Raw genomic sequence first — 12178 nt, forward strand, 5'->3', positions numbered from 1 at the left:
ACCCGCGAAGCCGGGTCGGCATAGGCCAGCGCCTGCGAGGACGACGCGGCCGCGACACTCGACGCCGGCAACACGCCGAGCAAGCCATTGCCGGTGCCGAAATTGGCCGGTTGCGGCGGCATCTCCGCCCTCGCAGCTTCGACCTTGTTGATTTCGGCCTTGTGGGTTTCCGCCTTGTTGGTTTCCGCCTTGGCCACCACGGCGCTGGAGGTCTCGGCGACATCGGCACGTGCGGGGATCGCATTGGTGACAGCCGGCGCCGGCTGCGCGGGGCCGGCTGCGGCAAGCTTCGTTTGCCCGGCCTTAACCTGCACCGTCTTCACCTTGACCGGCTTCATCGGCTCGGCCGAGCCCGGGATTGCCGCGATCGGCGGGGTCTGGATCACGCCATTGGTCAGCGGCGCCGGTTCAGGCCTGGCCTGTTGTTCGACCTTGGCGGGCGCGGCGGGCAAGGCCGCCGCGGCCGCGGCCATCAGCGACGGTTTTGCAGGTGCAGCCGTCCGCATTGGGGGCGGGGCGGCCAATGCCGACTCCGTGGAAGCGGCCGCGACGGCGCCTTTGACCTGAACCGTCTCGGTCGGCCGCGAACTGGCATCGGCCACATCGGCATTGGCATCCGACGCATTACGTTCGGCGATCGCGGCAACCGTGCGCTTGGTCGCGGCTTTCTCCAGATTCTCGGCGAGCAAATTGCGCATGATCGCGTCGCGCGAACCGCCGCTACGGCCACCCAGCACCACGCCGACCAGATGACGGTTGCCGCGCCGCATCGAACTTACGAGATTGAAGCCGGACACATGGGTGTAGCCGGTCTTGATGCCGTCAATGCCTTCGACCTTGCCGAGCAGGCGATTGTGATTGCGGATCGACTGGCCGCGATAGTTGAACACCGTGGTCGAGAAATAACGGTAATAGCGCGGGAAGCGCTCCTGGATCGCGCGGCCGAGCGTCGCCTGATCGCGTGCCGTGGTCACCTGGTCGTCGTCGGGCAGGCCGGAGGCGTTGCGATAGACCGTCTTGGTCATGCCAAGCGCGCGCGCCTTGCGCGTCATCATCCTGGCGAAATCGCTCTCATCACCCCCGATCGCTTCCGCGATCACGACGGCGGCGTCGTTGGCCGAGCGCGTCACCAGTCCCTTGATGGCGTCTTCGACCTTGATGGTCTGGCCCGGGCGCAGGCCGAGCTTGGTCGGCGCCTGGTCGGAGGCGCGCGCGGATACTTCCATCTCGGTATCGAGCTTCATCTTGCCGGACTCGAGGCGCTCGAACAGCATATAAAGCGTCATGATCTTGGTCAGCGAGGCCGGGTGCCGGATGCCGTCGGGATTGTTGGAGGCAAGCACCGCGCCGGAATTGCCATCGACGACAATGGAGGAGAATTGCGGGCTGTAGCGCGCCACATGGCTGGTGTGGTGGCGAACGTGGTGGCGATGCCGGTAGCGGCGCGCCTCGGCACTGTCGCTCGTGATGATGATCGCGGTGGCGAAGGTCGCCAGCCCGATCGCGCAAACGCGCAATGCACGCGAGGAAGCCAAGGTTGTACGAAGCATTTACTTGCCCGTCCCAATTTCTATCTTGATCACCGCTTCGTGAGGCAAAATTGTGCCCGACGGATGGTGACGTTTCCCTGCTCGTCGCACCGATCCGGACTGGATTTCGGGCCCGGATCGCCGACCAGGTCGCTGTTCTAGCCAAGGTGCTGTTCACAAACAGTTTTCAGGCTGTCTGTCGGAAGTGAACAAGTCCGGGATCAAGGTTAGGCGGCGCGAGTTTCCAAAAGATTAAACAACCTTTGCGGAACCCTGCCGGTTTTGCCGCTAATCCCACATATTTGTGCGTCGCACAAGGATTGCTTGACTTCATTGTGCAGTGCACTACCATGGAAATGGTGTCAGGGCGCCGGGGTTTCCCGGCAATCCGTTTGCACGCTTAGGTCCGGGAAAGGACTCCACGATGGTCAAAGTTGAAGACATTCAGAACTACGGCAAGGAGCATCTCGAAACGGTCGCGGCTTCGGCGAGCAACCTGCAGAACGGCGTTCGCGCGATCACGACGGCCTATGGCGACTATACCAAGAAGTCGTTCGAAGACACCAAGTCGTTTGTGGAAAAGCTCTCCGGCGTGAAGTCGCTGGACAAGGCGCTGGAAGCGCAGACCGAATATGCGCGCGCCGCCTATGAGACCTTCGTCGCCGAGTCGCAGAAGATTGCGGGGCTCTATTCCGATCTCGCCAAGCAGACCTTCAAGCCGTACGAGGGCATGGTCGCGAAGTTCACCCCGCTTGCTTGAACCAGTAATTCGCGCCCGATACTGAGTTGCCGAATGCAAAAAGCCCGGCCGCAATGGCCGGGCTTTTCTCCTGTTCGCGGACTTGCGAATTACCGCGCAACGTGCAGCTTCGAGAGCGAGGTTCCGATCGAGTTGAACACCGACAGGGTCTGGGAGGCGGAGGTGATCAGGAAGAACTTGTCCGGGCCGCTGGCGCAATATTGCAGCACCGCTGAGGTCGGATCGCCGCCGGTGTTGACCTGGACCGTGTAGATGGTGATTTGGGCGGCCTTGGCGTTGTCACACAGGATCCTTTGACGCGCATCGATGCTTGCGGCATCGACATACCATCGATCCTGCGTGTTCAGACCGTCCGATAGAATTACGATCGCGTCCCTGTAGGTATAGTTGGGGTCTTTCGCGGGCGCGTTAAGCGGCGCCGTCTGGGCCAGGGACTGCCAGCCCCAGGCCAGGCCGATCGCCTGGTTGGTGTTGCCGTTCGGAGTCATGGTATCGACCAGGTTCTTCAGTGCGGTCCAGTCATAGGAAAGCGGCATCAACGCCACCGGGCACGCACTCCACTGCTCGGCCGGGAACAATGTCGACGCGTTCGCCAAGGTGGGCGCCGTGTTCAGCGTGTCGTAGTTCTGGTCGCGATCCCACACGCACCCGTTCCAGGTGTTGTGGTTGTGGGGCGTCCAGATCCTGCCATTGGACAAGCAGGAGCTTTGGGTCGTGAACCTGGTACGGCTGCAAGTGCCGTTTGCTGCATCCCAGGCGGTCCAGTCGATCCAGCTCTGGTTGTAGTTGCTGGGACCGACATTGACGTCCTTGGCGAACGGAATGATGGAGACGTAGACGTCGCCGGGGTTCCTGGCGAGCCCGCTCAACTGGTCGATCAGGGTTTTCGCGGCTGGCTGCAACGCGGCCATCTTGCCGGCATCGGCCATCGAGCCGGTGTTGTCGAGCACCAGGGCCACGCGCATCCGCGCGTAGCCCCATGCGGAGGTGGAACTGGTGCTGAAGTCGAGGTGCGGGAAGCCCGCGACCCGCATGAACTGGGTGTTCACCGAGCCGGATCCACTGACCTGGATGGTCGAGCCCAGAGAACCGTTCGATTGCGCATAGGTCGCGTTGACCGAAACCGACTGGGCCTCGGTATCGGTGTAGAGCGCGTTGAAATAGGTCTGCGCCTTCGTGCTGATTTGCGCGGCCGAAATGATGCCGTCGGTCAGATCCTTCGACAGCATCAGAGCGGTGGAGTCGAGCGCGGTCTGCATCGAGGAGCGGGCCTTGGCGGCGCGTGAATAGTCGACCGCCGCGCCCACGAAGCTGATGATCGGCACCGCCGCGATGGCGAAGATAACCGCGACATTGCCCCGTCTGGCGCCGCCGAAACGGCCGGCGGCGGTGCGTACGCGATTGAAAATGGCTGTACCGTGCATGGCTCTCACCGAAATCTGGTTGTCTGACGGCCATTTCGGTCCGCGCGGCTAAACGGGCGGTAAACCGGATCGGATAAAACTGGGTCAATAGCTGTGCAGCGGCAAATCAGCCCCTGAAAGCAGCTTCTAGCGTCAACGTTGGCTAAACGGCCGCCAGCCTTCCTTTGTCAAATCCGGCAGAAAAGATTAACCTTGCCCGGATTGCCGAGCCCTGGGAATCGGGGCCCGGTCGCGCGCCGTGCCGGCCGGCGTTTCTGCGCTTGCGGCGAGCCGAAACCGGACCCATATTCTGCGGGCCGATCCAGCCGCCGGGTCGGACCGGGAGCGGCGATCTGGAAGGCGTTGCTCGGAGTTCCGCGAACAGGCGTTGGGCTGTCGCGGGGCGACCGCTGTGCGCTGTCCGGTTTCCCCCTGGAGATTTCGAACGCCTGTGCCATGTTGCAGTTGACTTCCAAAGCTCACTCGGCTGTTCCGGCTGCCGCCGCTTCCGCTCCCCGGATGAGCAATGACGAGAGCCGGACCGGCGGGACCGGCGGTCCGTCGACCTCGGTCATCACCAAGGTCAAGCCGAAGACCAAGCGCCCGAACCTCTATCGCGTCCTGATCCTGAACGACGACTACACGCCGATGGAATTCGTCGTTCACGTGCTCGAGAAGTTCTTCCAGAAGGACGCGGCAGCGGCGACCAAGATCATGCTGCACGTCCATCACCACGGCATCGGGGAGTGCGGCGTGTTCACCTACGAGATCGCCGAGACCAAGGTTACGCAGGTGATGGATTTCGCGCGCAAGCACCAGCACCCCCTGCAATGCGTGATGGAAAAGAAGTAGACGCGCCAGAAACGGTGGACCCGCCAAAAATCGGAACGGGTCTTGCCTTGCCTGATCCCGACGGCAGCGGACGGCATCCCCGTCGATTCGCGGGGGCGGCCGCCTGTCGCAGCGGCACGAAAATTTAAAGCCCAGCCACCGTTGTGGAACCGGCCTTTCGCCACGATCCTGCATAACTATATGACAAGGGATGACGAAGGTTGTTGTTGCCTGACCGGATAATGGCGATCATGATAGCCTGGGCCACAGAGGACGCGAATGCCAACTTTTTCTCAAAGCCTTGAACAATCCCTGCACCGCGCGCTGGCGATCGCAAACGAGCGTCATCATCAATACGCGACGCTTGAACATCTTCTGCTGTCGCTGATCGACGACTCGGACGCGGCCGCCGTGATGCGTGCCTGCAGCGTCGACCTCGACAAGCTGCGGACCAGTCTCGTCAACTACCTCGAGACCGAATTCGAAAATCTGGTGACCGACGGCGGCGACGACGCCAAGCCGACCGCGGGCTTCCAGCGCGTGATCCAGCGCGCGGTGATTCACGTCCAGTCCTCCGGCCGCGAAGAGGTCACCGGCGCCAATGTGCTGATCGCGATCTTCGCCGAGCGCGAAAGTCATGCCGCGTATTTCCTGCAGGAGCAGGACATGACGCGCTACGACGCCGTCAACTACATCAGCCACGGCATCGCCAAGCGGCCCGGCGTCTCCGAAGCGCGGCCGGTGCGCGGTGTCGATGAAGAGACCGAGACCAAGGGCAACGACGACTCCAAGAAGAAGGGCGAGGCGCTCGAGACCTATTGCGTCAACCTCAACAAGAAGGCGCGCGACGGCAAGATCGATCCGGTGATCGGACGCAATTCCGAGATCAACCGCGCGATCCAGGTGCTGTGCCGCCGGCAGAAGAACAATCCGCTGTTCGTCGGCGAGGCCGGCGTCGGCAAGACCGCGATCGCCGAAGGGCTCGCCAAGCGCATCGTCGACAGCGAAGTGCCGGAAGTGCTGGCCGCGGCCACCGTGTTCTCGCTCGACATGGGCACGCTGCTCGCGGGCACGCGCTATCGCGGCGATTTCGAGGAGCGGCTGAAGCAGGTGCTCAAGGAACTGGAGGCGCATCCCAGTGCCATCCTGTTCATCGACGAGATCCATACCGTGATCGGCGCCGGCGCGACCTCGGGCGGCGCGATGGATGCGTCGAATTTGCTCAAGCCTGCGCTGGCATCGGGCACTATCCGCTGCATGGGCTCGACGACCTACAAGGAATACCGCCAGCATTTCGAGAAGGACCGCGCGCTGGTGCGCCGGTTCCAGAAGATCGACGTCAACGAGCCGACGGTGGAGGACGCGATCGCGATCCTCAAGGGCCTGAAACCCTATTTCGAGGATTACCACCGGCTGAAATACACCAACGAGGCGATCGAGGCCGCGGTGCAGCTCTCGTCGCGCTACATTCACGACCGCAAGCTGCCGGACAAGGCGATCGACGTGATCGATGAGTCCGGCGCGGCGCAGATGCTGGTCGCCGAGAACAAGCGCAAGAAGACCATCGGCATCAAGGAAATCGAGACCACGATCGCGACCATGGCGCGGATCCCGCCCAAGAGCGTGTCGAAGGACGATGCCGAGGTCTTGAAGCATCTCGAGCAGACCCTGAAGCGCGTGGTGTTCGGCCAGGACAAGGCGATCGAGGCGCTCGCGGCGTCGATCAAGCTGTCGCGGGCCGGCTTGCGCGAGCCGGAAAAGCCGATCGGCTCGTATCTGTTCTCGGGCCCGACCGGCGTCGGCAAGACCGAAGTGGCAAAGCAGCTCGCGGCCTCGCTCGGCGTCGAGCTGATTCGCTTCGACATGTCGGAATATATGGAGCGGCATACGGTGTCGCGCCTGATCGGCGCGCCGCCGGGTTATGTCGGCTTCGACCAGGGCGGTCTCTTGACCGATGGCGTGGACCAGCATCCGCATTGCGTGGTGCTGCTCGACGAAATCGAGAAGGCGCATCCCGATCTCTACAACGTGCTGCTGCAGATCATGGACCACGGCCGGCTCACCGACCATAACGGCAAGCAGGTCAATTTCCGCAACGTGATCCTGATCATGACCACCAACGCGGGCGCCGCCGACCTTGCGCGTCAGGCCTTTGGCTTCACGCGCAACCGGCGGGAAGGCGACGACCACGAAGCGATCAATCGCCAGTTCGCGCCGGAATTCCGCAACCGGCTGGACGCCATCGTCTCATTCGCGCATCTCAATGTCGACGTGATCGGCATGGTGGTGGAGAAGTTCGTGCTGCAGCTCGAGGCTCAGCTCGCCGACCGCGACGTCACCATCGAACTGTCGGAGCCTGCCAAGGCCTGGCTGATCGAGCGTGGTTACGACGAGCAGATGGGCGCCCGCCCGATGGCCCGCGTCATCCAGGAGCACATCAAGAAGCCGCTGGCGGACGAAGTGCTGTTCGGCCAGCTCAAGGGCGGCGGTCACGTCCGTGTCGTGCTGGTCAAGGACGAGGCCGACGCGGCCAGGGAAAAGATCGGTTTCGAGTTCGTCGAAGGGCCGGTGACGCCGAAACCCGAAAAGCTGCCCGGCGCGCGCAAGCGCACCTCGCCGCGGAAGCCGAAATCCGGTGGGCCGGGCGGTGGCGGCTCCAGGGGCCCGGCCTCGCGAGGGCCGCTGGTCAAGGTCTGAGAACGTCACATTGCAAAACGAAAAGCCGGCGCGTCGCAGGACCGCCGGCTTTTTCCATGGCGATATCCGCGCCGGCTGCCAGGGTCGCGGTGCCCTGCGCCGGCAAAGGCGCAGCTCGGACAATCGATTCGAGCCGAACGCCGGCCTCAAGCCATTCGCTAATTCGCCAGCGGATCGGGACGTATCTGGATATGGACGGCGCGCGGCCTTGAGCCTTTGCCGCCCTCCATCAACCATGGCACGCGATCGCCGCTCGAACTCCATAGACCGCGGCCCTTCCAGCCGGCATTCGGATCGTCAATGCGTCCGTCGAGGCCTTTGGCGAAGAAGCCGAGCGGATAGGGGATGCGCAGCATCACCATCTGCCCGTCCTTGAAGGCGACGAAGCCGTCATTGAGGTTGGCGGTGGAGATCGGGATATTCTCGCCGAGGCCGACCGTGTTGTGATGGTCGACCCAGGTGTAGTAGCTCGCCTCGGCGCTGGCGTTTTCAAGACCCTCAAAACCGGGGCCCGGATATTTGTAATAGGCAAAACCCTCCGGGCAGTGATTGCCGGTCGCATTCGGCCCGTTCAGCGGGTTCTTGCATTTGCCGCGGTCGAAGCTGATCAGGGTGCCGTTCGAGCCCGAGCCCCAGAGCACGCCGTTCCTGTCGATGTCGCCGCCGCGGACGCCGATGCCTTGCTTCGGAATGGCGTAGAACTCGGACAGCCTGGTCTTGGGATCGAACCGCATGAAGCCGGGCGTGCCGGCGAACACGTTGACGGTGTACCAGACCGAGCCGTCGGTCGGGTGCGGCATCACCGCGTAGGGGCCGGAGCCCGCGACCCGCATGTCCTTGCCCGGTTCGCCGGGCTTGCCGGGATCGGTGTATTCGTCGACCTTGCCGTTGCCGTTGGTATCGAGCACGAACGGCGCCCAGCCTTGTGCCTTCACCACGTCGCCGGTCTCGTCCCAAACCCTGGTGTTGATCCAGCCGGCCACCGGGCCGGAACCCGAGAGCCACAGCGTGTCGTCGGCGTCGTAGCCGAACTGCGGATGATGGGTGCCGAAGCAGGTATCGAGGAAGCTGTACTTCATGGTCCTGGGATCGAGCATCGAGACCTGCCGTCCCGAGCGCTCAAGCGGAAACGCCTTGGCGGAAGGGTGGTCGGAACCCTTCTTGCAGAAATCGGGATTATCGATACCGCGCACCGCGGCGGCGAACCAAACGCGTCCCTTTTTGTCGAACATGCCGTTGTGATTGTTGGTCCGCTGGCTCCAGATTTTTTCATCGCCCCAATAGGCCGATGCGCCGATCGGCTTGACGGTGGCATTGGGATGAAGCGGGGGCCCAAGCGATTCCGGCGCGTTCGGATCGGCGACCGGCATTTTGAAGAATGTCACTTTGTGGGTCTTCGGGTCGAGGATCGGCATGTCGTCAGACGAGTATTCGTTCGAGCCGTACAAGGGTCCGTAGGCGTTGACGGTCGGGTTGCGCCGGTCCGAGGAAATCAGGTCGTGCACGAAATGCTTCTCGGTGGCCCATTCCCACGAGGAGATCACAACGTTGCGCTCGATCCCGGCCGGCCGCTGCGGCTTGTTTTTGGGCAGTTCGCCGCTGGCGATACGGTCGGTCCAGTCGCCGAAATATTTGAACGGCACCCCGGCCATCTGTCCGGCGATCCGGTTGACCATCCATTCGCCGGTCTGACCCGAGGCGATGCGGCGCATCCAGGCTTCCTCGCCCGACCTGAATTCCCCGAACGCCGCCGGGATCGTGCGGGTGGATTCCTGACCGAGCTGATGGCAGCCGATGCAATCGACATTGTTCATCCGCTGGCGCCAGATGTCCTGCGTGATCTCTTTCGGGATATCGGTGCTGCCGCCGAAATCCCTGGCCGGCGGAAGCTTCATCATCGTGAACCAGTAGATCGCCGAGTAATAATGCGCCGCCGCCGCCTCGTTCGGCGCCGGCACCGCCGCAAGATTGACCTGCTGGCCGGGCTTGGCGCGCATCTTGGGCGAGTCCACCAGTCCGTAGCCGCGCACCCAGATCTGGTAGTTCACATTCGGCGGCAGGTCGGGGATCACGTAGCGGCCCTGGTCGTCGGTGACGACGATCTTGGCGAATTTTGTCGGCAGTTCGGTGGTCTCGGCGATGACCCAGACGCCGGCTTCCGGCCCGGCCGGGCCGCGCACCACGCCGCCGATGTCGTCATTGTCGATGGCGACCGCAGCTTGTTGCGCATCGGCGCGCAGCGGCACAAGGGCGATTGCGCCTGCCAGCGCGATGCAGCCGATCGTCGCCAGCGCACCATTGGAAACCTGCTTCAGTTTCATGTTCGCTCCCCTTCAGGGCCCGAGCTTGCCACTCGTTGTGGGCGGCGATGGTACACCAAAAGCGGGCTATCGCCAGAGCCAGCGCGGGAGCGGGCTGTGCGTTGGCCTCGGAGTTTCGGAATTTTGCAATCGGAACCGGAAAGGCCCTAGTTCATTGCCACGACGCCGGCGTTGATGGTGGTCGCGTAGGTAACCCAGGCCAGGTAGGGCGCCAGCAGCCAGGCCGCGAGGCGATCGACGCGTGACGCTGTCAGCACGGTCATGGCGATCGCGATCAACAGGCTCACGATCACGGCGAGGGCTGTTTGAATGCCGTGCCAGCCGAAAAACACCGGCGACCAGAGCGCGTTGAGGGCAAGCTGGATCAGGAACCAGATGATCGCCGCCTTGCGTGCCGCCGAAGGCGATACCCGGTCCCACAGGCGCCAGAGGCTCACGGCCATCAGAACGTAGAGCAGCGTCCAGGCAATCGGAAAAACCAGGGCGGGCGGAGTCCAGGCGGGTTTGTTCAATTCGGCATACCAGGTCGGAATCTCACTTCGCGTCACCAGCGATCCCAGCATACCGACGCCGAGGCACAGCAACAGACAAAGCGCCAGCCGCCCAATTGAAACTCGTCCCATTTGCCAATCCTTGCTGTCATGCGCAGGGCAGACCTGATGTGAGCCGAGCCCGCTTTCGGATCAGGCAAAACTGCGCCCGCCCGGCGGACAATTCAACATCACGTCAACTGCCAATATGTCGAGTGGATCGTTCGGACGACGAGCGTGCAGCCGGCGCCGGCGTGGAACCGGAAATCAGCCTTCGCCCAATAGTTGCTTCACGCGGCGCTCGAGCTGGCGCTTCTTGATCTCGCTCTTGCGCAGCCGCTCGTCGAGATCGGACACCGGCAGTTCGAACGGCGTCTCCGCGCTGAAGGCGACGCCGACGAAATTGTCGCGCCACCAGATGACCCTGGCGAGGAAGGAGCGGCCCCTTCGCGCGATCCGCAGCGACATCTGCTCGCGCGGGGGCTTGACGACATTGTCGAACTCGAGCCTGGCGCCGCTGTCGGAGATGTTGCGGACGACGCAATCCCTGGTCGTGCCGCCTTCGCCGATCCCGGCGACGCCGCCATACATCACCTTGTCACGCGCGCTCTGGCGTCGGTCCAGCATGGGTCAATCCTCCCGATCAAGCGGGGCGAACTCTTACGCCGCTTTGGCGCGGGTGAAAGGATGTGGCTGGCTAATTGCGGCGTTAACGTAAACCGGTGATCGCGGACAAAATGCGATTTTTCGGCATGGAAAGCGCTTACGCCGCGGTTTCGCGAAGCCCGCGCGCGATTTCCTTTTGCGCGTCGAACTCGCGGCGGCGGCGCGCCAGCTCCTCGCGGCTCAAGGCGGCGGCGTTGCTGTAATCGCGCTTCCAGGCGGCGTCGGCGCTCCAGCGCAGCGGCGATTGCACCGTGGTCCGCGGGGCAGGCGCCGATTCCAGCACGCGCAGGGCAAGCTCGAGCGTGAACGCCTGGGAGGCCGGATCGTGCGGCTTGCCCGCGGAATTGCCGAGCGGGAAGTCAGAGAACAGAAACCTCGGCGCCGCGGCATGCTCGACGATGTCCTTGGCGCAGCCCATCACGACCGTGGAAATGCCGTTCGCCTCCAGATGCCGCGCCACCAGACTGACGGTCTGGTGGCAGACCGGGCAATTCGGCACCAGCACCGCGGCGTCGACCTGATCGGCGCGGCAACGCGCCAGAATCTCCGGCGCATCGGTCTCGATGGTAACCCTGTGGCTGCGATTGGTTGGCGCGCCGAAGAAGCGCGGCGCGACGTCGCCGATCTTTCCCTCGCGCGCCAACCGCTGCAATTGCGGCAGCGGGAACCAGGTGCCGCTGTCGTCGGCCGTGGTGTGCACGCGATCATAGGCGATGTGGGAGATCCGCAAGTCGTGCACCTTCGAGGTGTCGCCGTCATAGACCGAATAGAATTTGGCGCCGCCATTATATTTCGAGCCCGGTCCCTGATCGCCCTTGCCGGGATCGAACGGCGCTGCCGTGGTGATGATGGCGATACGGGATTGGTCGAGCGGCTTGCGCATGGGCTGGAACGGCGCATCGACATAATGCGCCCAGCGATAGGGCGTGTCATAGCCGATCGCCGCATAATATTCGCGGGTGCGCGCCATATAGCCGATCGGCGCGTCGTCGTCCGGCGCGAAACCAGGCTGGTCGTCGGTCGGTGCCGTCATCTTGCGCCCCCGCATGCGCGCCATCATATTCGTCAATAGCTAGACCACGGGTTCCCGGAGTCAAGCAGGGTTTGGCGGAAACAGAATGGCCATGCCAAAGGGTCTCGGTCTGCGCGCCGGTTCGTGCCTTGCCGTGATGCTGCTGTCGTTCATCCGGGCTTCCAGCGGCCGGGAATTCGAAGCTGGTGCATGACAGCCCTCAGGCCGGCCGCGCTTGACGCCGCGGCCTTTCGCCAGCCCTATGCCGCCGACGACTTGAACCCAGATCCGGTCACCCGTGGCGCTACCTCCGCTCGACTCTCCGCAATGGAAAAATCCCGTTCGCGCGTTCGCATGGGGCATGCGCTCGGTCGCCTCGACCGTCCTGACCCTGGTGCTGTTTGCGACCTATCTCGGCATCGGCGCGCT

The 12178-nt window shown here is 63.4% G+C and carries 9 protein-coding genes and 1 pseudogene; 4 read left to right on the forward strand and 6 right to left on the reverse strand.

Annotation, left to right across the window (positions count from 1 at the left end):
- On the reverse strand, positions 1-1550 hold a 1550-nt coding region (locus tag WCE35_RS16000; protein WP_424594315.1), incomplete at its 3' end, for a D-alanyl-D-alanine carboxypeptidase family protein.
- 403 nt (positions 1551-1953) lie between these two features.
- Here WCE35_RS16000 and WCE35_RS16005 point away from each other — a divergent pair.
- Positions 1954-2289 (forward strand): phasin family protein, encoded by a 336-nt coding sequence (locus WCE35_RS16005; protein ID WP_424594316.1) that lies wholly within the window; start codon positions 1954-1956, stop codon positions 2287-2289.
- A gap of 89 nt (positions 2290-2378) precedes the next feature.
- On the opposite strand, the gene WCE35_RS16010 is transcribed toward WCE35_RS16005, so the two are convergent.
- Positions 2379-3713 carry a pilus assembly protein TadG-related protein gene (locus WCE35_RS16010; RefSeq protein WP_424594317.1) on the reverse strand — a complete coding sequence of 445 codons (1335 nt, stop codon included), beginning with the start codon at positions 3711-3713 and terminating at the stop codon, positions 2379-2381.
- 498 nt (positions 3714-4211) lie between these two features.
- Between WCE35_RS16010 and clpS the strand changes: the two genes are divergently transcribed.
- Together clpS and clpA are read left to right on the forward strand one after the other, a co-directional pair.
- The gene (gene clpS, locus WCE35_RS16015) at positions 4212-4544 is read left to right on the forward strand and encodes an ATP-dependent Clp protease adapter ClpS (protein WP_424594318.1); all 333 of its coding nucleotides are present in this window, start codon (positions 4212-4214) and stop codon (positions 4542-4544) included.
- A gap of 258 nt (positions 4545-4802) precedes the next feature.
- Positions 4803-7220 carry an ATP-dependent Clp protease ATP-binding subunit ClpA gene (gene clpA / locus WCE35_RS16020; protein WP_424594319.1) on the forward strand — a complete coding sequence of 806 codons (2418 nt, stop codon included), beginning with the start codon at positions 4803-4805 and terminating at the stop codon, positions 7218-7220.
- Positions 7221-7378: 158 nt separating this feature from the next.
- Here the strand turns inward: clpA and WCE35_RS16025 are convergent, their stop codons facing one another.
- The 4 genes from WCE35_RS16025 to WCE35_RS16040 form a co-directional block, all read right to left on the reverse strand.
- On the reverse strand, positions 7379-9541 hold the full coding sequence (locus tag WCE35_RS16025; protein ID WP_424594320.1) for a carboxypeptidase-like regulatory domain-containing protein: 2163 nt from the start codon (positions 9539-9541) through the stop codon (positions 7379-7381).
- 146 nt (positions 9542-9687) lie between these two features.
- Positions 9688-10164: a TspO/MBR family protein gene (locus WCE35_RS16030; protein ID WP_424594321.1), complete on the reverse strand. Its 477-nt coding sequence runs from the start codon at positions 10162-10164 to the stop codon at positions 9688-9690.
- A 174-nt stretch (positions 10165-10338) separates the two neighbouring features.
- Entirely contained in the window at positions 10339-10698 is a 360-nt protein-coding gene (locus tag WCE35_RS16035; RefSeq protein WP_424594322.1) for a PilZ domain-containing protein, read from the reverse strand.
- A 136-nt stretch (positions 10699-10834) separates the two neighbouring features.
- A complete protein-coding gene (locus tag WCE35_RS16040; RefSeq protein WP_424594323.1) occupies positions 10835-11770 on the reverse strand; it encodes a glycine/sarcosine/betaine reductase selenoprotein B family protein in 936 nt (311 codons plus the stop codon).
- A 277-nt stretch (positions 11771-12047) separates the two neighbouring features.
- Between WCE35_RS16040 and WCE35_RS16045 the strand changes: the two are divergent.
- A pseudogene (locus WCE35_RS16045) lies at positions 12048-12178 on the forward strand (AzlC family ABC transporter permease); the annotation flags it as partial.

Origin of the sequence: Bradyrhizobium sp., from assembly GCF_049691595.1 — a bacterium.
Classification (GTDB): domain Bacteria; phylum Pseudomonadota; class Alphaproteobacteria; order Rhizobiales; family Xanthobacteraceae; genus Bradyrhizobium.